At 32.4% G+C, this 24,110-nt stretch carries 21 protein-coding genes; 12 read left to right on the top strand and 9 right to left on the bottom strand.

All coding sequences use genetic code 11. The features are described 5' to 3' along the window. Positions 1–70: 70 nt before the first annotated feature. Positions 71–2,776, bottom strand: a complete 2,706-nt coding sequence (locus tag ACKGJY_RS05220; RefSeq protein ID WP_413972800.1) for a T9SS-dependent M36 family metallopeptidase — start codon at positions 2,774–2,776, stop codon at positions 71–73. Between the two features lie 190 nt (positions 2,777–2,966). On the opposite strand from ACKGJY_RS05220, the gene dxs reads away from it, so the two are divergent. Then, entirely contained in the window at positions 2,967–4,730 is a 1,764-nt protein-coding gene (gene dxs / locus ACKGJY_RS05225) for a 1-deoxy-D-xylulose-5-phosphate synthase (RefSeq protein ID WP_413972999.1), read from the top strand. 33 nt (positions 4,731–4,763) lie between these two features. Here the strand turns inward: dxs and ACKGJY_RS05230 are convergent, their stop codons facing one another. After that, on the bottom strand, positions 4,764–5,285 hold the full coding sequence (locus tag ACKGJY_RS05230) for a hypothetical protein (protein ID WP_413972801.1): 522 nt from the start codon (positions 5,283–5,285) through the stop codon (positions 4,764–4,766). An 89-nt stretch (positions 5,286–5,374) separates the two neighbouring features. Here ACKGJY_RS05230 and ACKGJY_RS05235 point away from each other — a divergent pair, with 89 nt between their 5' ends. The 5 genes from ACKGJY_RS05235 (at position 5,375) to ACKGJY_RS05255 (ending at position 8,973) form a co-directional block, all read left to right on the top strand. After that, a complete protein-coding gene (locus tag ACKGJY_RS05235) occupies positions 5,375–5,965 on the top strand; it encodes a HupE/UreJ family protein (RefSeq protein WP_413972802.1) in 591 nt (196 codons plus the stop codon). Positions 5,966–6,179: 214 nt separating this feature from the next. Then, complete coding sequence (locus tag ACKGJY_RS05240) at positions 6,180–6,611, top strand: deoxycytidylate deaminase (RefSeq protein ID WP_413972803.1); 432 nt, start codon at positions 6,180–6,182, stop codon at positions 6,609–6,611. Continuing rightward, complete coding sequence (locus tag ACKGJY_RS05245) at positions 6,611–8,197, top strand: S41 family peptidase (protein ID WP_413972804.1); 1,587 nt, start codon at positions 6,611–6,613, stop codon at positions 8,195–8,197. The genes ACKGJY_RS05240 and ACKGJY_RS05245 overlap by 1 nt, the downstream gene beginning before the upstream one ends. A 239-nt stretch (positions 8,198–8,436) precedes the next feature. Beyond that, positions 8,437–8,670 carry a type II toxin-antitoxin system ParD family antitoxin gene (locus tag ACKGJY_RS05250; protein ID WP_413972805.1) on the top strand — a complete coding sequence of 78 codons (234 nt, stop codon included), beginning with the start codon at positions 8,437–8,439 and terminating at the stop codon, positions 8,668–8,670. Beyond that, positions 8,671–8,973 carry a type II toxin-antitoxin system RelE/ParE family toxin gene (locus ACKGJY_RS05255; protein ID WP_413972806.1) on the top strand — a complete coding sequence of 101 codons (303 nt, stop codon included), beginning with the start codon at positions 8,671–8,673 and terminating at the stop codon, positions 8,971–8,973. Here the strand turns inward: ACKGJY_RS05255 and ACKGJY_RS05260 are convergent. The 3 genes from ACKGJY_RS05260 to ACKGJY_RS05270 are packed head-to-tail and all read right to left on the bottom strand — an operon-like array spanning position 8,970 to position 10,368. Further along, on the bottom strand, positions 8,970–9,578 hold the full coding sequence (locus ACKGJY_RS05260) for an FAD-dependent oxidoreductase (protein ID WP_413972807.1): 609 nt from the start codon (positions 9,576–9,578) through the stop codon (positions 8,970–8,972). The genes ACKGJY_RS05255 and ACKGJY_RS05260 overlap by 4 nt on opposite strands. 1 nt (position 9,579) lies before the next feature. Next, the gene (locus ACKGJY_RS05265) at positions 9,580–9,783 is read right to left on the bottom strand and encodes a hypothetical protein (protein ID WP_413972808.1); all 204 of its coding nucleotides are present in this window, start codon (positions 9,781–9,783) and stop codon (positions 9,580–9,582) included. 3 nt (positions 9,784–9,786) lie between these two features. Further along, entirely contained in the window at positions 9,787–10,368 is a 582-nt protein-coding gene (locus ACKGJY_RS05270; protein ID WP_413972809.1) for a MarC family protein, read from the bottom strand. A 105-nt stretch (positions 10,369–10,473) separates the two neighbouring features. Here ACKGJY_RS05270 and ACKGJY_RS05275 point away from each other — a divergent pair, with 105 nt between their 5' ends. From ACKGJY_RS05275 to ACKGJY_RS05290, 4 genes are all read left to right on the top strand, one after another. Next, positions 10,474–11,037, top strand: a complete 564-nt coding sequence (locus ACKGJY_RS05275) for a DUF3109 family protein (RefSeq protein ID WP_413972810.1) — start codon at positions 10,474–10,476, stop codon at positions 11,035–11,037. Positions 11,038–11,510: 473 nt separating this feature from the next. Continuing rightward, positions 11,511–12,785 (top strand): ribonucleotide-diphosphate reductase subunit beta, encoded by a 1,275-nt coding sequence (locus tag ACKGJY_RS05280; protein WP_413972811.1) that lies wholly within the window; start codon positions 11,511–11,513, stop codon positions 12,783–12,785. Positions 12,786–12,788: 3 nt separating this feature from the next. Further along, positions 12,789–14,585: a ribonucleoside-diphosphate reductase subunit alpha gene (locus tag ACKGJY_RS05285; protein ID WP_413972812.1), complete on the top strand. Its 1,797-nt coding sequence runs from the start codon at positions 12,789–12,791 to the stop codon at positions 14,583–14,585. A gap of 121 nt (positions 14,586–14,706) precedes the next feature. Further along, positions 14,707–15,219, top strand: coding sequence for an RDD family protein (locus ACKGJY_RS05290; RefSeq protein ID WP_413972813.1), 513 nt, complete (start codon positions 14,707–14,709; stop codon positions 15,217–15,219). A gap of 76 nt (positions 15,220–15,295) precedes the next feature. Here the strand turns inward: ACKGJY_RS05290 and ACKGJY_RS05295 are convergent, their stop codons facing one another. Together ACKGJY_RS05295 and ACKGJY_RS05300 are read right to left on the bottom strand one after the other, a co-directional pair. Then, positions 15,296–16,159 carry an OmpA family protein gene (locus tag ACKGJY_RS05295; RefSeq protein ID WP_413972814.1) on the bottom strand — a complete coding sequence of 288 codons (864 nt, stop codon included), beginning with the start codon at positions 16,157–16,159 and terminating at the stop codon, positions 15,296–15,298. An 87-nt stretch (positions 16,160–16,246) separates the two neighbouring features. Next, complete coding sequence (locus ACKGJY_RS05300; RefSeq protein ID WP_413972815.1) at positions 16,247–16,528, bottom strand: pyrimidine/purine nucleoside phosphorylase; 282 nt, start codon at positions 16,526–16,528, stop codon at positions 16,247–16,249. 184 nt (positions 16,529–16,712) lie between these two features. Between ACKGJY_RS05300 and ACKGJY_RS05305 the strand changes: the two genes are divergently transcribed. Next, on the top strand, positions 16,713–19,187 hold the full coding sequence (locus tag ACKGJY_RS05305) for a TonB-dependent receptor domain-containing protein (protein WP_413972816.1): 2,475 nt from the start codon (positions 16,713–16,715) through the stop codon (positions 19,185–19,187). 7 nt (positions 19,188–19,194) lie between these two features. On the opposite strand, the gene ACKGJY_RS05310 is transcribed toward ACKGJY_RS05305, so the two are convergent. Then, positions 19,195–21,492 carry an anion permease gene (locus tag ACKGJY_RS05310; RefSeq protein ID WP_413972817.1) on the bottom strand — a complete coding sequence of 766 codons (2,298 nt, stop codon included), beginning with the start codon at positions 21,490–21,492 and terminating at the stop codon, positions 19,195–19,197. A 287-nt stretch (positions 21,493–21,779) separates the two neighbouring features. On the opposite strand from ACKGJY_RS05310, the gene ACKGJY_RS05315 reads away from it, so the two are divergent. Next, complete coding sequence (locus ACKGJY_RS05315) at positions 21,780–22,100, top strand: nicotinic acid mononucleotide adenyltransferase (protein WP_413972818.1); 321 nt, start codon at positions 21,780–21,782, stop codon at positions 22,098–22,100. A gap of 69 nt (positions 22,101–22,169) precedes the next feature. Here the strand turns inward: ACKGJY_RS05315 and ACKGJY_RS05320 are convergent, their stop codons facing one another. Next, positions 22,170–24,092: a beta strand repeat-containing protein gene (locus tag ACKGJY_RS05320; protein ID WP_413972819.1), complete on the bottom strand. Its 1,923-nt coding sequence runs from the start codon at positions 24,090–24,092 to the stop codon at positions 22,170–22,172. Positions 24,093–24,110: the final 18 nt, after the last annotated feature.

Here is a 24,110-nt window from a genome sequence, read left to right on the forward strand (position 1 = left end):
ATAAACGGCTAAATCTTATAATTTCGTCTCTCAAAACTACAATACCTTACTAAGGTTTGGTATTATATAATTAAAACCTACTAATAATTATTTTCTGATTAACCTCAACAGTATCTCCTTTAATATTAATAAAATACAACCCATTATGTATATTATTAAGTGGTAAAGTAATGGTTTCTAGAAGTGATACTTCTTTAGTTAAAACTTTACGTCCGTTAACATCAACTAAGGTTATAGTAGCATTTTGTAAAGGCATCGAAGTTGTTATAGTTATCACACTAGATGCTGGGTTTGGATGTATTATAAAATTATTATTATCAAGATTATTTGTGCTTAAAGTTGCATTTGAGCAATTAGCTAAAGAAGGATCAGACGATGGTGGTGCTTCAAAATTTTCAACTTGGTCTTCAACATCTTCTTTACTCCCACCAGTAGCATTAATCCCCAAACCTCTGTTAGCAAAAACATCCCATATTAAACATTGGTTTTCACCACCTGTTAAAGCGACATCTGCTGCTAATATGGCATCTCTTCCTTCTATAAATTCTGGATTACAAGGCTGTAATTTCATACCTTCAATAACAAGTCTCATAACCTTATTGTTTCCTCCATTACCGTTAAACATATCTGGATCAAAACCATACTTATCAATGTAAGCCCATGTTAAATCCCAAAGCATAGTACACCAAATGCTTCCAATATAATGCACACTTACTAAAGGTTCTCCTGTATTAGGTGAAACTGAACGATGATTATTTGTAGACCCGTAGGTATATTCATTTACATTAAAGTCTGTAGAGTATCTTCTACCTCTAAATCCTCTGCCATCGGTTGGTTCACCCAAAGAAAACGTAGCAATACCTCGTCCGTCTTCTCCATTATCAGTCGCTTTCATCGTTACCATAAGACCAAACCAATCAGACCAACCTTCTCCCATTTGAAGTTTACTTCTAAGACAATTAACGGTATCTGCACCACCTGTTAGCCTAAATGATACACCATGCACATATTCGTGAGTAGCAACAACATTATCAAAAGTACCATCTACAGGATAAGGTCCAGCATCTACCATAGAAACATTAATATTTTCTCCATTTTTAAGTGCGTCGATTATTGATGTACCTATTGCATTTTCTATCATTATGGAGGGTATGGTGATAATATCTCCATATAATGTAGATGTCATTAGTTCTGCGTCCCTACCATTATCAGCAACTACTATTACCCCTATTGCGCCAGCATCTTGAATTGCTTTAATCTTTTCATCTTCAAAACAAAGTCCTTCCTCAACTACAGCTATTTTACCATTTATTTCAGCTGCATTGGTAATAATATCACAGGCATCGTAAGGGTTCTCAAAAAGTTCTGGTGCATTACTATCATCGTCAACAACTAAAACTAAATCTGAGGTTAATGGTTGAACAGCAAATTCTCCAAACTGTGCCACAAAACCTGTATAATCTCCAGCTAAAGGTCCATTATTAATAGTTAGAGAGTTACCAGCGGCTCCTGTAGCATCAAATAAATACATTTCTAGTCTCGGTCTTCCGCCATCTGGTGGCGTACTAAACTTGGCATTGTTAAGGCTTGAGCCATCTTGTGTTTGAGCAAGCACATAATCTTCTCCTAATCCGCCTTTATCATAATTATTTTCTTGATAGTTACCACTTACCTCATCAAATCCATGTTGATATAAAATATCGTGCAACATATTATTAAGGTAAAATAGATTAGTTGTTGATACATCTAAATATGTATGTGGATCATCATTAAAATCCAACGGAAAATTAAAATTCAAGCTACTGCCGCCTTCAGCAGAAAAACCATTGGTTGGAGAACTTGTATCAATGTCATCTAAAGACCATACATTATTACCTCTAGTAATAGTAAATTCTGGTCCTATAGCTCCATCTGTATCATGCCATCCAAAAGGAGAAGCTGTTGCGCTAGCAGGCTCGGTAACAATAGATCTAGAACCATGAGATGGACTTTCTACAGGTAAGGCGAACACATTATATTGCGAACCATCTGAAGGCGTATATAAACTATTATTTTTGAATAGATTAACGCTAGTTTTAGTACTGGTGTGTGTATTATGATTTTTAGAATGCTTAGAGGTATCACCAAAATTACAATATGTAACCCAATCGTTATGATTAATAATCTCACCTGTTTTAGCATTTACGCGTACACTCCACCAATGCGAACTATCAATAGTAAAAAAACTTAAATCGTATGATAATACTAAATCTCCGTTTTTAGTTTCAGCGTATACTAACTCAACGGGAATAGGTTCTTGGGATAAGGCCCCTTTAGAATATACTTTTTTACTTCCTTTATTTTTTAAAAATCTAATCTGCCCAAGATTACCCGCATTAAAAAATGTTGCAGCTTTTTGTATGGCTTGTACTTCGTTAATAGTTACTGTGGAGGATGTTATTCTTTTTTCTAAATTAGTTTTAAAATTATCTGCATAATGAAACACCTTACCCTCTTTTATCCCTACAGTTGTAATGGCATTAAATATTTTAACACCTTTATATCTTTGGTTTAAGTACACGTTGGCTATTCCTGTTTTTTTAGAAAAATTTTCTCTGTTTACATAGACATCTTTTATATCTTCATTTGAAGCTTTAGAAACACTAGAGTTACTTTTCAGATAATTTAAAATTACACCTCCGTATTTAGACTTATTTAATTCTGATTGAGCATTAACGTAACAAGTTATATTTAGCACAAAAATTACTAGTGTAATTTTTTTAACGAAAATTTTCATAATTGTAGTTTTTGTGAATTTAAGAAATATTTAACAACCAAAATTTAATCCATTGGTTTTTCGACGTATCACCTCTTGTTATTGAAATAAAAAGTATTAATCACTGTTTATTCTTACAATATGCTTGCTTACTTATTTTATACCGCTAAATAACCATTTGAAAAAAAATAAAATCTCGTATTTTTGCTATGTGCGAAATTCTATTTTAGATAACATCAATTCACCTACCGAGCTCCGTCTTTTACATCAAAAAGACTTACCCATACTAGCTAAAGAACTAAGACACTTTATTATTAATGTAGTAGCCACAAAAGAAGGCCACTTAGGAGCGAGTTTAGGTGTTATAGAATTAACTATTGCACTCCATTATGTATTTAACACGCCAGAAGATTTATTACTTTGGGATGTAGGCCACCAAGCTTACGGACATAAAATTTTAACAGGCAGAAAAGATATATTTCATACCAATAGGCAGCTAAAAGGTATTAGCGGTTTCCCAAAACGAAATGAAAGTATTTATGATGCATTTGGTGTAGGGCATTCTTCAACCTCTATCTCGGCAGCTTTAGGAATGGCTATTGCTTCACAATTAAAAGGTGAAGACAAACACCATATTGCGGTTATTGGTGATGCATCTATTGCTAGTGGAATGGCTTTTGAAGGTTTAAATCATGCCGGAGTAACAGATGTAAATTTACTCGTTATTTTAAATGATAATGCTATTGGTATAGACCCGAGTGTTGGTGCTTTAAAACAATATTTAACCAATGTGAAAAAGGGTACAAATAAGCGTAATAATATTATAGAAGCCTTAAATTTTGATTATTCTGGCCCCATCGATGGGCATAATTTAAATACTGTTATTTCTGAGTTACAACGCCTAAAAAAAGTAAAAGGCCCAAAGTTATTGCACATTATTACTACAAAAGGTAAAGGCTTAAAACAAGCAGAGGTAGACCAAGTGAAATACCATGCTCCTGGAAAGTTTGATGCAAAAACTGGAGATTTGGCAGTAAAACCTAATATAAAACAGCCACCAAAATACCAAGATGTATTTGGGCATACTATAGTAGAACTTGCCAAAGCAAACAAAAATATTGTAGGTATTACCCCTGCAATGCCCACAGGAAGTTCTCTAAAATACATGATGGATGAAATTCCAGATCGTGCTTTCGATGTTGGCATTGCCGAACAGCACGCGGTTACCTTAGCTGCAGGAATGGCTACTCAAGGTTTGATACCTTTTTGCAATATCTATTCCACGTTTTTACAACGTGCTTACGATCAAATAATTCATGACGTGGCTATACAAAATTTACCTGTTATCTTTTGTTTAGACCGTGCAGGTTTGGTTGGTGCAGATGGTGCTACACATCATGGTGTTTTTGATATATCGTATTTACGTTGCATACCCAATCTTATTATTTTTGCGCCACGAAACGAAGTAGCGTTGCGCAACATTATGTACACTGCGCAATTAGGTTTAGAGCAGCCTATTGCAATTCGCTACCCTAGAGGCAGAGGCGTTATTTTAGATTGGAAACAACCATTTACTAAATTAAAAATTGGCAAAGGTGAGCAGCTAAAACAAGGAGAAAAGTTAGCTGTTTTAAGTATAGGTGCTATTGCTAAAACTATTACTAAAGCTATAACAGACTTAAAAGTATCACATTATGATATGTGTTTTATAAAACCTTTAGACACAACTTTGTTACATACTATTTTTAAAACTTATAAAACTATTATTACAGTTGAGGACAACACAATTAAAGGTGGTTTTGGATCTGCAATTTTAGAATTTGCTGCAACCCATGACTATAAAAATACTATTAAAACTTTTGGAATTCCTGATGGCTTTATTGAGCATGGTAGTGTAACAGAATTACACGCTTTAATTGGACTGGATGTTTTAAGTTTATCTAAAAAAATTAAATTACTCTTACCAAATACTTAAACCGTTTTTTGTAAAAAAAACTTAATTCATATTTTAATTAGGTCGAATTATATTCTGATTATCCTTTTCTAATTTTTTATTGAGTTGAAAATTTAAATTTGAATAAGAAACTAAAAATGACTTAACAGACGATAACAGTTCTGGCTTTGTGGTAGTACTTAATTTATAATTTTCATCTAATTTGTAAAGCATATTTTCTACAATAGTAATTCTTGATAATACCGATTGTGTTTTTAGCGTATCGGGGATAGTTCTTTTTAGGTCTTTAATTAATTCAAAAACAGCTTGATCGTCTTCTTCAAAAAACGAAAAATCTGCTTTTTTTACAAGTTCTGTAGTTGTTTTTAATCTTGTGTAAGGTTGCCAGGGTTCTGCTAAAACTTCAACTTTTGGATCTAAATCAAATTCAAGGTATTTAAGTTTTGCAACATCAGCCTCTATTAAACTATTAGTTGTATTGGTTTTTGTTGTTTTATCTATTTCCTGCTGTTTTTTACCATTGCATGCTGTAATTACAACACAAAAACATATAATTTTAAAAAGCCTTAGTATCATAGGTTGTTTAAGTTATATTACTCAATGCAAATATATATTTTATGTTTTGATTAATTGTATATTTGGTAAACCCTAAAATCTAATTAAAAATGTTGGATAATTTTCTTTTCAATGTAGAGTACGGCATTAAACATGTGCTAGATATTAACGCTTACGATCATGTTTTATTTTTAATAGTGCTTACCATTCCGTATTTGTTTAGAAACTGGAAGCGAGTTTTATTATTAGTGTCTTTATTTACACTTGGCCACACCATATCTTTAGTTTTGGCAGCGTATAATGTTGTAACTGTTAGTGGTGCTTTAGTTGAATTTCTTATTCCTGTAACGATATTAATTGTTGCGGTGTATAATGTGTTTACCGCAGGAAGAGGCGCACAGAAGGAACGTGTGGGAATATTATTTTTAAGCACATTGTTTTTTGGCTTAGTACACGGACTGGGATTTGCTAGAGAATTTCACATGCTTTTAGGAGAAACAGACAATAAATTATTATTACTCTTAGAGTTTGCAATAGGTATTGAGTTTGCCCAAATAATTATTGTTTTTGTAGTATTGTTTTTAGGGTATTTAGTGCAAACAATTTTTAGATTTTCTAAGCGAGATTGGGTTATGGTAATTTCGGCTATTGTAGTTGGATTGGTAATCCCAATGCTATTAAATAGTGACTTTTTATCGTAAAGCAAAAACATATACATCAATTTTATAAAACTTTAACGCGTAATTGATTGTAATTACAACATGAACCTATTATTTTCGTTATGGTGTTTTGCGTTAGGGATTGAGCGATTGTTGGAGCTCCTCGCAGAGAGCGACTCGTGAAAGCCCGACCCGAGTACGGATTTATATAACACCTTTCTAAACAATCATCGCGGGTAACGCCCAAATAAAATTAATGCAAAACAAGAAACAATTAAAATACGATAAGGCTTATTTACGAATTGCGCAGGAATGGGGTAAGCTGTCTTACTGCAAACGAAAGCAAGTAGGCGCTATTATTGTTAAAGATAGAATGATAATTTCTGATGGGTATAATGGTACACCAACAGGGTTTGAGAATTTTTGTGAGGATGACGATGGTTATACCAAATGGTATGTATTACATGCCGAAGCTAATGCCATATTAAAAGTTGCTGCCTCTACCCAATCTTGTAAAGGTGCTACCTTGTATATAACGCTATCGCCTTGTAAGGAGTGCAGCAAGTTAATACACCAAGCTGGTATTGTTAAGGTGGTATACCACAAAGCATATAAGGATGATGCTGGTTTAAAATTTTTAAAACGTGCCGGTATAGATTTACAATTAATAGAAGATTTGAAAGCATAATGCGATTTGATAAAAAATATTTGCCTTTAATACTGGGAGTAGCTATTGCTGCTGGTATTTTTGTTGGTGGGAAACTTAATTTTAGTGATGCACCAGACCGGTTATTTACCTCTAATAGTAAGAAAGATAAGCTAAACAGACTGATTGATTATATTGAATACGACTATGTTGATGATGTAAATACAGATAGTATTGTTGATGTAACGGTAAATGGTATTTTAGAAAACCTAGATCCGCATTCTGTATATATCCCACGAGATGATATGGAGCGTGTTGCTGATGAAATGCGTGGAAATTTTGTAGGTATTGGTGTTAGTTTTTATACCTATAAGGATACTATTACTGTAATTAGACCTATTGAAAACGGACCAAGTGCCAAAGTTGGTATTAAAGGTGGAGACCGAATTGTAATGGCAGATGGTGATACATTATATGGTGATACACAGGATAAAGAGTTAGTAAAGAAATTAAAAGGCCCTTTAAACTCTACGGTAGAGCTAAAAGTGTTTCGCAAAGGCGAACCTGATTTATTAACCTTTAAAGTAAAACGCGGTAAAATACCTATTAAAAGTGTTGATGCTGCGTATATGTTGACTGAAACTTTGGGGTATATAAAAATTAACAAGTTTGCAGAATCTACGTATAAAGAATTTAAAAAAGAATTAGATAAATTAATGGAGGCTGGAGCATTACAAATTGCTTTAGATTTAAGAGACAATCCTGGTGGACGTTTAGATATTACTGAAAAAATACTAGATGAGTTTTTAGAAGACGATAAGCTTATTTTATTTACTAAAAATAAACGTGGTGATATTGAAAAGAGTTTTGCTACCAGTAAAGGTGAGTTTGAAGATGGTGATGTATTTGTACTTATTGACGAAAACTCTGCCTCTGCAAGTGAGATTGTTGCGGGAGCGCTTCAAGATAATGATAAAGGTACTATTGTGGGGAGACGCTCTTACGGGAAAGGGCTAGTACAACGTGAAATGGATTTGGGCGATGGGAGTGCCGTACGCTTAACCGTATCGCGGTATTACACGCCTACAGGTCGCTCTATTCAAAGACCTTACGAGAAAGGAAATAAAGCATATTATGAAGATTATTACACACGTTTAGAAAATGGAGAACTATCGGACGGTGCTAAAATAGAAGTCGCAGATTCTTTAAAGTTTACAACACCTAATGGTAAAATAGTTTATGGCGGTGGTGGTATAATTCCAGATGTATTTGTACCCGTAGACAAATCTATGAATAATGAAACTCTAAACTATTTGAGACGCAGAGGTGTTATTGGCTATTTTGTGTTTGAAACCTTAGACAAAGAGCGTGCTACTTATAAAGACTATAGAAGGCAGGATTTTATAGATAATTTTAAAGTTACTGATGATATTGTAATAGCATTTCAAGAGTATTTAAACGTTAGAACAGGTTCTAACATTACTTTTGTAGCCTATCACGAAGAGGTAAAACAATATTTAAAAGCCACACTAGCCGACCAACTTTTTGGTGAAGGTGCCTTTGAGGAAGTAATTAACCAACGTGATATTATGATTGACGAGGTGATACAGTTGAGTAAAAAAGAATAGTTTTTAGTTTAACTGTATCTATTAAGATGATTTTTTTAGCTGTTATGTATTTAAGTATCTGTGATTTTACGATATACTAAATTACCTTATCATGCACCTTAGTATGTTTTCCACCATTCCAAAGCGTTAAAATATCTGTGGTTACTTGCGCAACAATTACTTAAACCAAATGCTTAATGGCTATATTTATCAAATATAGATATTTTAATTATATTTGAGTATAATCCAAATCCAGAATCATGAACGTAAGTTTAACAAAGAGACAAGAAGAATACATAGCAAAACAAATTGAATCCGGTGATTTTCAAAATGCAAGCGAATTGGTTAGAGACGCTTTACGATTACATGAAGTATATAGAAACCGTGTGATAAGTGATTTAAAGGCTGAAATTGAAAAAGGTTGGTCTGGTGCTACGAGCAATAGAAGTGTCGTGGATATTATTAATAGTAAGCGTCACGATAGAGTAGGCTAAATGTTAAATAAAATAAAGTTCTACAAATTATCTGAGGAAGCAGATTTTGACCTTGAAGATATTTTTGATTATACAGATCATCGTCATGGATTTAATCAAGCAGTAAAATATCTTAGTGATTTAGATTTTGTTTTTAAACAGTTAGTTAGTAATCCTGAAATTGGTAGGAAACGAAATGAGTTGAAATTAGGGTTGTATAGTATTTCAGAGCAAGAACATACTATTTTTTATAGAATTAAAAAGAATCATATTAGAATCGTTAGAGTGCTACACGGAAGTAAAGATTTACATAGAAACTTTTAATATTCAACCTTATCATGCACCTTAGTATGTTTTCCACCATTCCAAAGCGTTAAAATATCTGTGGCTACTTGTGCCCCACTTCCAGAAGCAATAGCAAATTGACTGCGCCATCCGGCTAAAGTTCCTGCAACATAAAGGTCATCTTCTAACAAATGATCATTGTTTCTTAACCATATTCTATTTTTTTTAATAGCTGCTCTAGGGTGTGGTTCAATGTAATGCTCTAAACCTTTTATCTGTATTAAATTAGTATAACCAACAGCAATAACCACAATTTTAGCCTTATAATTACTTTTATTAGTTGTAATTTTAAAACCTTCTTTATGCTTTAAAATTTTTAGAACTTTCTCTTTATCTATTTGTTCTACATGAGGGTATTGTTCGGTAAGTTGTTGTTTACCACTTTCTAAAATAGACGCTCCAGTTGTACCTGGTAGTAATCCTAAAACATTATTAAATAATGCTGTTTGCAGATGTGATGTTTTTTGGTGAGTGAAAATGCCAACGGTTTTATCTTTAGCAAAAGCTTTTGGCTTTGAAGACCCTAAAACCAAGGCGCAAGACATTCCAGCTGCACCACCACCAACAATTAAAACATCGTACATGTTATTTTTTATTTTTTACCTTAGCTTCTATACGCTTTACAGTAAGTAAAATTAACATTAATACAATAGCGCATAGCGATGCCAAAACTGTAATAAGCCCAGTGATGCTTTCGCCTTCAAAAAGCGAGTTAAAGTTTAGTTTTGTAGCGTTAAAAACACCTAAAGCGAATGCGATAAGTATTATAATGTAAGCTAGATATTTCATAATTTATATAAATAAAGCTTTAATATTCTGAGTAAATAGTTTTACGGCTATAGCTAATAATATAACACCAAATACCTTTCTAACAATATTGATACCGTTAACACCTAAAAAACGTTCAATTCTAGATGATGTTTTAAGTACAATAAAGATAAAAATAACGTTTAAAATAATTGCAACAATTATGTTTTCAACCCTAAATTCTGCACGAAGCGATAACAATGTTGTTAAACTACCAGGACCAGCCATTAAAGGAAACGCTAATGGAAAAATTGAAGCCGTTAAGGGATTTGTTTCTTCTTGCTTGTAGAGTGTAATACCTAAAATCATTTCCAAAGCAATAAAAAAGAGAATAAAAGAACCCGCAACCGCAAAAGAATTTACATCAATACCAATAAGATTTAAGATACTTTTTCCTAAAAATAAAAAAAATACCATAATACACCCAGCAATAAAAGAAGCTTTACCACTTTCTATATGGCCTACTTTTTTTCGCAAATCAATTACAATAGGTATATTGCCAATAATATCAATTACGGCAAACAAAATCATAAAAGCAGTAAATATTTCTTTAAAATTAAGCTGCATTAGTTTCAATAATTAACTTTTTGCAAAGGTCTGTATTTATTATGAAACCGCAATACCAGAAAAATTGAAAGTTTAACTACTTTTGTTATTTAATTCATAAAATATATGTTTCAGTTAGGAAAAACCATTATTTCCGAAGATATTATAAAAAAAGATTTCTTATGTAACCTAAGTGCTTGTAAAGGTGCATGTTGTGTAGATGGTGATGCTGGCGCCCCTTTAGACAAAGACGAAGTAGCAATTCTAGAGGAAATATACCCTAAAGTAAAACCCTATTTACGTAAAGAAGGTATAGAAGCTATTGAGAAACAAGGCACATCTGTAATTACAGAAGATGGAGAGTTAGAAACCCCATTAATAAAAGGTGCAGATTGTGCTTATGTAATTTTTAATGACAAACAAGTAGCATTGTGTGGTATAGAAGAAGCATATAACCAAGGAGAAATTTCCTTTAAGAAACCAATTTCTTGCCATTTATACCCAATACGTGTTAGAGATTATACTGAGTTCTCTGGAGTAAATTATCATAAATGGCAAATATGTGATGATGCTTGTGCTTTTGGTGCTGAGTTACAAGTACCTATTTACAAATTTGTAAAAGAAGCGCTTATACGCAAATTTGGTGAAGATTGGTATGCAGAATTAGAAAAGGTTGCTGAAACTTTTTAACACTTCAAAATTCTTAAATAAAACACCTTAAAACACCCCGAAAACAGGGAGACAGCATATTTTAAACTTTTTATTTTTTTGTAAACTTTTGGAATTATCAAAATAACTAAAAATCTGAAAATCAGTATTATAGTTATTTTTTTTTGTAAACTTATTGATTAACAGGTAGTTATTTCTTTGTTAAAAACTTGTTGAAAACGTTTTTGTATTCTTTTAAAAACGTATCAATCATTTTGCAATCTTTGTATAACTCAAACCAGAGTAAAAACACAATTTTAGCTTGTTAATAAACGTGTTAAAATGTATTAGAAGATTATCTAAAATACATTTAACAATTTACAATCTTTGTTGAAGTCAGTTTTATTTAAAAACATTTTCAATAAAGTTTTAAAAGAAACACTGGCTGTTTGCTTTTGTTTTTCCAGGAAAATCCTGCAAGCCTTTTTATGTCAATATTTAACCAATACCAACGCATGGAAATAACACACATCATCAAAAGAGACTACGAAACAACACCTTTCGTTTTAGAAAAAATTACTAGCGCCATAGAGAAAGCAATGCTTTCAGTAAATCATGGTACTAAGGAAGATGCAAAAGATATTTCTGATAGAGTTTTTGAGTCTCTATTGGCAAGAAAAGCATTAGATTCAAGATATGTACCTAATGTAGAGCAAGTACAAGATATTGTTGAAGAAAAATTGATGAGCAGTGCATTTCATAATGCAGCTAAAGCTTTTATTCTTTACAGAGACGAACAAGCAAGAAAGAGACAGACTAATATTTTTGAAAAACGTATTAATTTAAAACCTTATGAATATCCAGATTTATATGAATATGTAAGCGCGATTAGACATTCGTATTGGATTCATACTGAATTTAATTTCACAAGTGATGTTCAGGATTTTAAGGCGCAACTTAATCCTGTAGAGAAATCGGCTATTAAAAATACCATGTTGGCAATTTCTCAGATAGAAGTAGCGGTTAAATCATTTTGGGGCGATATTTATCAAAAAATGCCAAAACCAGAAATAGGCTCAGTTGGTGCCACGTTTTCTGAGAGTGAAGTGCGGCATCACGATGCGTATTCTCACCTTTTAGAGGTGTTAGGTTTAAATGAAGAATTTAAAGCACTTAAAAAGAAGCCAGTTATTATGCGTCGTGTGCATTACTTAGAAACTGCCCTAAAGAATTCTAAGAGTGATAATATTCAAGAATATTCAGAATCAATCTTATTGTTTTCTCTATTTATAGAACACGTATCGTTATTCTCCCAGTTTCTAATAATTATGGCATTCAATAAGCATAAAAATATGCTAAAAGGCATATCTAATGTTGTTGAAGCCACTTCAAAAGAAGAGCAAATACATGGAGATTTTGGTATTGATGTTATAAAAATTATAAAAAAGGAAAATCCAGATTGGTTTGGAGCTGAGTATAATGCTAAAATTCAAACTATATGTAAAGAAGCTTATAAAGCCGAAAGTGATGTTGTAGAATGGATTTTTGAAGCAGGAGAATTAGATTTTCTACCTAAAGCAGTTGTAAATGAGTTTATTAAAAAACGTTTTAACGACTCTTTAGAGAGTATTGGCATAGAAAAAGTTTTTGAAGTTGATGATAATTTATTAGCACAAACTGAATGGTTTGATGATGAAATTATTGGTACAAAACATGGCGATTTCTTTGTAAAAAGATCCATTAACTATAGCAAAAGAACAAAAAGTATAACTAGCGACGACCTATTTTAAATTATGAAAGTAAAAACAAGCATCCCTCAAAACAACGAAACCTCTCAAAAGGAATCTAATTACGACCAACTTGTTAACGCAAGAAAAGAACAGATTAAAAATGCTAATCAATCTACATCTGAAGAAGGTTTTGAATGGTTAACTGAAAATAGTCGCAAATTTTTAGCCTCAGGATATTTAACTGATGATGCTACACCAGAGGTAAGAATACGAGAAATAGCAGAACGTGCAGAACAAATTTTAAAAATAGATGGTTATGCCGATAAGTTCTACAAATATATGTCTGCAGGGTTTTACTCTTTAGCATCTCCAGTTTGGTCTAACTTCGGAAAAAAGAGAGGATTACCAATTAGTTGTTTTGGTTCTAATATTGCTGATGATATGGGTAATATTTTATACACACAATCTGAAGTAGGAATGATGTCTAAGTTAGGTGGAGGAACATCTGGGTATTTTGGAAATTTAAGACATAGAGGGGCGCCAGTAAAAAATAATGGATCGTCTTCTGGAGCTGTTCATATTATGCAACTTTTTGAGAAAATGGTGGATGTTGTTAGTCAAGGTTCTGTAAGAAGAGGGCGTTTCTCACCATATTTACCAGTAGAGCACCCAGATATTAATGAGTTTTTAGAAATTGGTACAGAAGGTAATTCTATCCAAGAGTTAACACACGGTGTTAGTGTTACTGATAAATGGATGGAAGAGATGATTGCTGGTGATGTTGATAAACGTTCTATTTGGGCAAAAGTAATTCAACGTAGAGGCGAGATAGGTTATCCTTATATTTTCTTTAAAGATAAAGCAAACAACCAAGCAGCTGATGTGTACAAAGAAAATAACCACAAAATTGTGGCTAGTAATTTATGTACAGAAATTATGTTGCCATCTAATGATAAATGGTCGTTTGTATGCGTATTATCATCCGTAAACTTACTGCATTATGACAAGTGGAAAGATACGGATGCTGTAGAAACTATGGTCTATTTCTTAGACGCTGTAATTACTGAATTTACTGAAAAACTTGAAGAGTTTAGAGATTCTAATAATTTAGAAGACAGACAAACGTTTATGTTTATGGAACGTGCCTACAATTTTGCAAAAGAAAACAGAGCATTAGGTTTAGGTGCTTTAGGTTGGCACTCTTTATTACAATCAAAAATGTTGGCTTTTGATAGTGCAGAAGCTTATGAATTAAATAGTAAGATATTTAAAACCATAGAAGAGAAGTCTTATAAAGCATCAAAAGAATTAGCAGATATGTTTGGCGAGCCAGAAGTTTTAAAAGGCTATGGTAGACGAAATACTACATTAAACGCTATTGCACCAACAACATCTTCGGCATTTATTTTAGGACAAGTATCTCAGGGTATTGAGCCAATTTGGTCTAATATCTATGTAAAGGATATTGCAAAAATTAAGACTACAATTAAAAACCCATACCTATTACATCTTTTAGAAGAAAAAGGACAAAACACACCTGATGTATGGCGTAGTATTCGCGATCATGATGGTTCTGTTCAACATTTAGAATTTTTAACCGAAGAAGAGCGTGATGTGTTTAAAACCTATTCTGAAATAGACCAGCTAGCTATTGTATATCAAGCAGCTAACAGACAAAACCATATCGACCAGGGACAGTCTTTGAATATTATTGTACATCCTGATATGCCTGTGAAAGACATCAATAAAATATATGTTACCGCGTGGAAATTAGGTTTAAAATCATTGTACTACCAACACAGTATGAATGCAGCTCAAAAATTCAAACAGAAAAAAGAGTGTGCTAGCTGTGAAGGCTAAAACATAAACTTTTAATTTGGTTCCCTCCAAAGGGGAACCCAAATTTATAAAAGACATCTCAACTCGAGATGTCTTTTTTGTACTAATATTTTTATATTTAAACTTCAAAAGGTAAAAATCTATGGAAGAAAATACGTTTTATATCACAGAAGATGTGCTAGCTAGTAAAAATATGCGTTTTGTAAATAACCTTATAGACTTAATTCCTCAATATGCTATAATGTATGCCATATCCTACTCATTTTTTTATATTGGTGAGTTTACAGGAAATTACGCTTTAAACGATTATTGGGCAGAAATATCGACGGTTGAGGATTATTTTTATTCCTACCTCTTACTGTTTTTATATTATTTTATTATGGAGAGTACAACACATAGAACTTTAGGAAAATATGCTACAAAAACAATGGTGGTTATGACTAATGGACAAAAACCAACACATAAAGATATAGCTAAACGAAGCCTAAGTAGAATGATTCCCTTTGATGCCTTGTCATTTCTAGGCACTAATGGCAAGGGGTGGCACGACGTAATATCAAATACTTATGTAGTAGATATCGCTAAATTTGAAGCTATAAAAAAATCTTACGATGAACTGGAACAAATTGGAGCACATCTTATTAAAGACAAGTAATATATCTTTTAAATAATAAAAACAAAAAGCATCACGTAAGGGCGTGATGCTTTTTCAATTACTGAAAATGGACTAACTAATCTGATAAATTATTTTCAGCAACGGTAGTATTGTTTTCTGACATTAAAGCAAAAAACTTATTAATATTTGGTAGAATAATAATTCTTGTACGTCTGTTTTTGGCTCTGTTTTCACTTGAATCATTTTCAGCAATAGGCTGATAACTACTTCTTCCTGCTGCTATTAATTTTTCTGGAGCAACATTATATTTTTCTTGTAATTTACGCACTACCGAAGTTGATCTCATCACACTCAAATCCCAATTATCGGCTAAAAATTTAGTATTTATTGTCCTAGCATCTGTATGGCCTTCAACCATTACATCTAAACTAGGTTCAGAATTAATAACGTCTGCTAATTTCTTCAATACATTGTCTGCTTTAGAACTTAACCTATAACTTCCTGTATTAAACAACATATTGTCAGCAATCGAAATCATAACAACTGTTTCATTAATATTTACAGCAAAATCCTCGTCTTCATTTATATTACTTTCACTAATAGTTTTTTCTAAATTATATGCCACAGCCAAATTCATTGAGTCTTTAAGTGTTTTGGCATTAGCTAATTTTTCAGCATTTACATGTTTTAGCGTTTCACGCATTTTATCTTTGGTAGCCTTAGATATCACAGCAATGTTTCCAACAACATCAAGCTTTGTGTTATTTTCTTGTTTTAAAGTGGCAATTTTAGAATTGTAAGCATCAACTCTAGATTGAATTTTATCAAACTTTGACTCAAGATCTTCTTTAGCAACTCTTGTTTTTTGTAATTCGCTTTTAATTTCTCCGTTCTCTTGTTGTAGTGCCAAGAATTTTTTCTTTGAAACACATGAAAACGTAGTTGCTACCAGTAATAGCAAAACTGAAACTTTCTTCATAATAATAACTTTAAGTTTATTGTAATTACGATGAAAGAGAAAGCTTGGACGTCTAAAAATGACTTTTATTTAATTAAAAATAAAATACTACGCGTACTTGCATAGGTAAGATGTTTGTTTAGAGACTTTTACATTAAATTTCTGTTTAGCTTCAATTTCGTAACGCTCACCTGCTTTAAATAGTTTCCAACTGTTTGAATTTGGAAGTTTTACATGCATTTCACCTTCAACAACAATCATTGTTTCATGCGTACTTGTACCAAACTCATATTCGCCAATTTCCATGACACCAATTGTAGAATTACCTTCTTTTGAGGTGTAACCTAATGATTTTACGTTACCATCAAAATATTCGTTTGTAGAAATCATATCTCTAGTTTTAGTAGTTAAATTAACAATTAAGTTCGCAAATATAATCCATTTTAAAAGCTTTAGCGATATACAACTTTACTATTAAATGAGGTTAAATTATACAACAGATATTATTAATAATAAACGTTTGTTTGCCTATTTTTGAATAATGTTTGAAACCTCTTTTTTATCTAAAATAAATATGAAGATTTTAAAATATTTTGTTGTCATTTTTACTTGTATATGTTTTGGAAACACAAGTAGTGCACAAATACAGGCTACAATAGTTGACGCCCAAAACACGCCGTTAGAATATGCTACCGCTGCACTATTTAACAGTAAAGATAGCACCTTAATAACAGGTGTAATATCTAACGAAAATGGTGTGTTTAAAATTGAAGCTATAAAAAAAGGCACCTATTATCTAGAAGCTTCTTTTTTAGGGTATGAAAAAAAACGTATAGATAATATTCATGTTACTACTAAAGGGCAAAGTATAAATTTAGGAACTATCCAATTAGCATTAGGTACACAGTTAAATGAAGTTGTAGTGCAAGCAGAGCGTAGTACGGTTGTGAATAAAATTGATAAACAGATATTTGAAGCCTCAAAGTTTAAAAATGCACAAGGTGGTTCTGGTATCGATGTAATTAAAAATTTGCCATCAATAAGTATCGATAGCCAGGGCGAGATAAGTGTTCGTGGTAGCTCAGGTTTTGTGGTGTTATTAAATGGAAAACCTATTCAGGGAAATGCAAGTAATCTAATAGCGCAAATACCTGCAAATGCCATTCAAAAGGTAGAAGTTATTACAGCGCCATCTGCAAAGTACGACCCTGAAGGTAAAGCTGGAATCATTAATATTTTAACTACTAAAGGCGCTGTAAACGGCGCTTTTGGGCAGGTAAATATTAAAGCTGGTTTACCTTCTATAGAAACCTATGGTAATGATGTGTCTCATAAACGTCACGGTATTGATGCCACATATAACGTTAGAACTGATGCTTGGAATATTTCTTTAGGGGCAAATTACCAAAGAAATGATTTAGGAGGCAGACGTGAAGGAGATGTATTCACCATTATAAATGATACTAAAACACAATTTCCATCAACTGGAGAACGAAGTTTTGACGAAACTAATTTAAGTGGTCGTTTTACCGTAGATTTTACACCTAATAAAACCGATAGCTACGCTCTTGGTTTTTTTGCCGGAAAACGCAATAAAGCACGTTTGGCAGATATAGTGTATTTTGACAATCATGCGGTAAGGCCTGCAGATAGTGACAATCGTTTATATACATTTCAATACTTTAATCATAATTTAAGAGAGCGTAGAGGCGATTTTGTGCTAGGAAGTTTAGATTGGACGCATAGTTTTAATAATACTTCAGAATTATCTGCGTCATTTTTATATGAATATACGCTTTTAGGCGGGCCAACGGTAAACCAGAATTTAGGTGAACCCGATAGAACTATATTATTTCAAGATGAGTTTAATACTAATGACAATCCTTTAAATGGTGTACGTTTTCAGCTCGATTATAAATTAAAACCTTTTAATTTTGGTGTTATAGAAACTGGATATCAATTTCGAGATTTAACCCATACAGGCGACTTTATTTATGAAAGACGCACAGATTTTAATGATGATTTTGAATTAGTACCTGAGTTTTCAAGTGAAGTGGATTTAAAGCGAACTATTCATTCGGGATACGTTCAGCTTTCAGGTAAAACAGGAAAATGGCAGTATGCAGCAGGATCTAGACTAGAAGTTATGGATAGATCTTTTAGATTAAAAGACAAAACAAACACTATTGACGAAACCCTTTTTTTCGATTTTGTTAAGTTATATCCTTCAGCATCTGTACAATACGAAATTAATGAAACAACATCCATAAAAGCAGCTTATAGTAAACGTGTAGAACGCAATTCAACATTTAAAATGAATCCGTTTGCAGAACGTGAACATTCTGAAACGTTAGAACAAGGTGATAAAAATTTAAAACCCGAATTTATAGATTTAGTTGAAATTGGAGTTACTAAAGATTTAAAAAAAGGGAATTCTATTTTTGCAACTGGCTATTTTAGGCATGTTGACAATCTAGTAAATCGTGTAAATACAGTATTTAATGACACTATTTTAAATAGAATATATTCTAACGTTGGTAACGCAAAAACTATTGGTTTAGAAGTTGGAGCAGAAATTAAACCCACTAAAAAATGGAATAATTTTATTGGTATAAATGTTTATAATTATACCATAAACGGTAGTTTTGATAACAGGCCAGTAAATACTGATGCTACCATTTATACTGTTAACTTAAATTCAACTTGGCGCTTTTGGGATAATGCATCCTTACAATTTACCTTCAATTACCTATCGGACAGAAATACAGCTCAAGGTGAAGATTCTCGATTTTATGCTCCAAACTTAACATTTCAAAAAGCATTTATGAATGATAGGTTAAAGGCGACACTACAATGGCAAAATATAGATTTAGGGTTTTTAAATACCAATGAGCAGCGTATAACTACATTTAGACAAAACGAGTTTTTTACTACTACCAACTATATTTACGAAGTAGATATTGTTAGTATCAATCTATCATATACCTTTAAAAAAGGCACTAATACATCAAAATTTATTGATAGTGAGTTTGGTAAACGAGAGTTTTAAAAAGTATTTATTCTTCTTCAGGTCCTGGTACTTGGGCAGGTATAACCGAAGCATCGTGCGCATTGTGATACTCTTCAAGCAAACTCATTGTTGCTTTTAGTAAATCTTTGGTTTCAAGTAATAAACTAAAGTATAGTGTTGTGTTTTTAGGGCTAGATTCTTCAGATCTTGTGCGCTCTACTTGTTTTTGGATTTTATCAGTTACAACATCAAAAATCTTTTTCTTTTCATTCAGAATAAAACCTATTTGTTCAAAAGAACTAGAATCGAATGCTATTTTAGTAGTATTGAATAATTGCTCTAAATGTGTATCTAAATCTTTTAATTCTTTTATCTGAGTAAACTTTAATTTTTTATGATTGTTGTTAACATGCTTAAAACTCGCATTTGAAATATATGTTAAAGACTGTGCCATATCTTGCAAGTAACTTAAAATACTGATGTAAAAATTACTAGCATTAACACTTGGGTCTTCTAAGTTTTTAATAAAATAATAAATGTTATCACGAAGGTCTTCAATCTCATTAGAAAGCTTCTCAATTTGGTTTTTATTCTTTTTAAGGAGCTTTAAATTATGTGTAGCTAAACCATTTACAGCACCAGTATATACTTTATTTCCTCTTTTAATTACATTGGCAATGTTTTTAGCACTTTCCATAATTACACCTTGAGTAGAGCTACTTTCTGCCTTTTCAAGTTTATCTTCCACCTTTTGCTCTTTAGATTGTTTTCTGTGTATTAGATAGTTTTTAAAAAGCACTATTACAGTAAAAATTAAAAGCGCAATAAGCGCATACGCCCCTCCATAAAATAAAATAAGCGCCATAACAGCTGCTGCAACAAAGGCACTTAAGGCTGTAAAAAACCAACCTCCAATAACGTTTAACACACCTGCCACTCTATATACAGCACTTTCGCTTCCCCAAGCTCTATCTGCTAAAGATGTACCCATGGCCACCATAAATGTAACATATGTTGTAGATAAAGGTAGTTTCATTGATGTTGCTATAGATATTAACACACTAGCAACCATTAAATTAACAGAAGCTCTTACCAAATCAAAAGCTGGTAAATCTTTAGTTTTTACCGATGGAGGAATTCTGGTATGCTTAAACTGTTTGTCTATATATTGTTTAAGTGGTACTGGCAGTAAATTATTAAAACTTTCGGATGCTCCAATACTAAAACGCACAATATTTCTTGACAGAAAATTAGGTTGAAAACGCTCATTAACATCATCTTGACGCGATAAATCTACTGATGTTTTCACAACAGCTTTAGCTTTACTTGAAAACCATAATGTAAGCACCATGATAACACCTGCTGCTAATAAAATATATGTGGGTGTATATATTTTTTGACCTAAGCTTTCCATACTAAATTCAGAAGCTGAAAGTCCTAAAGTATTTACCGCAGGGTTAGAAAAATCTAAAAAAGCTTGATATGCTCCTGTTGTAGGCCCAATAAAGTTTACCAAATCGTTACCAGCAAAGGCTACAGCAAGCGCAAAAGTACCTATTACAATAATTATTTTATAAATATTAGTTTTAAAAAATGAAACAACTATAAAGGACAGTCCTGTTAATACTAAAAAACTAATACCTAATAATGCAAAATTATTAGTAGCAATTAGTGTTTTAAAATCAGCACTCATAAACGTTGCATTTTTAATACCTTTTATAAGAATGAAGTATAAGATAGATGTAGTAGCAAAACCACTAAAAATAGCACCGTAAAATTTCGGCTTATTATTAAAATTAAACGAAAGTAATAAACGAGACACAAATTGTATTAACGCACCAATGGTAAAGGCTACAAATACTGATAATAAGATACCTAGAATAATCTCGATAGCTTTTTCATTATTAATATAATTCCCCAAATCTAGTAGGGTTTGTCCGCTACCATCTGCAGTAATTTTTAAAATAGCAATACATACGGATGCACCCAATAACTCAAAAACAATAGAAACGGTTGTAGATGTTGGCAAGCCTAGTGTGTTAAAGAAATCTAGTAGTAATATGTCGGTTATCATTACCGCCATAAAAATGATCATAATTTCATCAAACATAAATTCACCAGGCACAAAAATACCTTTTCTGGCAATTTCCATCATACCACTAGAAGATACGGCACCAAATGCAATACCAATACTTGCAACTATCATTAGTGTTCTAAAAGAGACTGCTTTAGAGCCTATGGCCGAATTAAGAAAGTTTACAGCATCATTACTAACACCAACAACCAAATCTGCAATTGCCAAAATAGCTAAAGCAATTAACATGTAAGAGTAAAAATTATCCATTAAGTAGATGAAAATTATATATAAACAAATGTCTTATTTTAAAACGAACTCAATGTTAACGGAATGTTATGTTCTATTTTAAAATAGTTTAAATAAGTGCTGAAATAGCCATTGTTTAATTAGCCTACTACAACTCCAATGTTAAGAATTCATTTTTTTGTAAAACATAACTAATTTAAAATCAGTACTTTGCAGGTTTAATGTTAATTTAATGTTATATAAATGTTGCCTAAAAGTAAAATTAAAACTATATTTGTAAAGTAATTATTAATTAAAACCCCACAGACATGAAAAAATATATCACAATTTTAGCAGCTTTAATGATAAGCGCAACAGTATTTGCACAAAAAGAAAGAACACTAACATTAAATAAAGAAACTAATTTAATAGATGTTGTTTATTATCACGATAATGGTGATGTTAGTCAAACAGGATCATACACTGCAGATGGTAAATTAGAAGGACAATGGTTAAGTTTTAATAAAGAAGGAGAAAAAACCGTAACTGCTTATTATAAAGATGGAAAAAAAGTAGGAAAATGGATTTATGTAATTGATGGAAAGATAAAAGAAGTGGATTATTCTAAGAATATAGTTACTAATATCTAAACTAAGTTAAAAAAAAGACCATCTAAAGTATACTTTAGATGGTCTTTTTTTATTTTAAAAATTAATCTTTTAGTTGTTAATCCAAGAAAAATCACTCTCTACTGTTGTAGAAGAAGAGTACGTTGTTGCTTCTGCAGCATTAACGCTATCTACTACTAAATTAGAAGCAGGAGCATTGTCTCTAAAATCAAATTGTGAACTAAAACCTGATAAGCTAAGACCGTTGATTGTAGCTCCAGAATTGTTTTTTATCTGAATACCAGTACCGCCTCCTGAAGACACAGCAGTAAAATTTACCAACGTAGGGTTATTATTAACACCGTCTGCTTCAATAGCTGTTGAGAAACCACTTATAGTTAATTTCACGAATGTATTTGTTAGGGTACCGTTCCAACCTTCAGTCCAATCTATAGAGTCATCTTCTATATTTTCAGCATAAAAGTTAGTCACACTCACTGTACCTCCATAAAATTCAACACCATCATCAGCACCTTCTATTACTGCTACGTTATCAATTGTAGTCATAGAACCAACTGCATATAAAGATAAACCGTTAAATTGAGAATCTGCATTAATTTGTGCACCAGTATTTCTAAGTATTAAATAGTCAATATTTCCAGAGTCATCAGCATCGTTGCTACCACCATAAACTAATCCGCCAACTTCTGCTATAGCATTAATACCTTCTGTAGTAGTTGCATCTCCACAAATAAGAAGACCACCCCAAGCTTCACCGTCAACAGATCTCATTTCTACTGGGTTATTGGCAGTACCTTCAATGTTTATGTTACCACCTTTTAATACAGCTATATAATTAGCAGTACCAGATTGAGAAACAATTACAGTTCCGGCTGGTATAGTTAATGTAGCATTATTATTTATTAAAACAGGACCACTAACTGAATACTCTATAGAAGCATCTAAAGTTACGTTTCCTGATATGTTTGCTGGTAATACATTTCCAGAAATAGTGCTGGCAGCAGTTACCCATGCAAATAAACTTGCGTTAGTAGACGATGTTACAAAAACTGCATCGTCTGCAATATCTGCATCAGAACCGTCAATTTGAAGATTTGATACTGGAGCAGCATCTCTAAAATCGAAAGAAGTCTCGAAACCGGTTAATGATAAGCCGTTTATTGTAGCGCCAGAGTTATTTTTAATTTGTATTGCTGTTCCACCAGTAGAAGAAATTGCAGTAAAATTAACTAAAGTTGGGTTATTGTTTACACCATCAGCTTCTATAGCTGTAGAAAAACCAGCAATATTATTGATAACATAGGCATTTGTTAATGTACCGTTCCATCCTTCAGTCCAATCTACAGCATCATCTTCATTATTTTCTAAATACATGTTAGTAGCATTAACTGAACCTCCAAAGAATTCAACACCATCATCAGTTCCGTTGATAATTGCAACGTTAGATATGTTTGTTCCAGAACCAACGGCGTATAGCGTTAAACCGTTGAATTGTGAATCTGAATTAATTTGTGCGCCAGCGTCTCTAATAATTAAATAGTCAATGTCTCCAGAATCATCTGCATCATTACTACCACCATAAAGTAAACCACCAACTTCTGCTATGGCATTTGTACCTTCGGTTGTAGTAGCATCACCACAAATAACAAGACCACCCCAAGATCCAGCAGTACCATTAGATTGCATGATAACAGGGTTGGTAGGAGTTCCTTGAATATCGATACTTCCACCTTTAAGTACCGCTATGTAGTTAGATACTCCAACTTCTGAAGTGATTATAGTTCCAGCAGGAATAGTTAATGTTGCACCATTTCCAACTAAAAAACTTCCATCAATAGTATAAGATTGTGAAGCATCAAGAGTAACGCTTTCTGTTATTGTACCAGAAGATAATACAGTTCCATTTAAAGGACCAGGAGTTGGACCAACTGTATTATCGTCATCATTACTACAGGATGTAAAAAACAATCCAGTTAGAATAGATAAATAAAATAGTTTTTTAAGAGTTTTCATTGTAATTTAAATTTAATT

The sequence above is a fragment of the Hyunsoonleella sp. 2307UL5-6 genome (assembly GCF_047345485.1).
In the GTDB taxonomy this organism is placed as follows: Bacteria; Bacteroidota; Bacteroidia; order Flavobacteriales; family Flavobacteriaceae; genus Jejuia.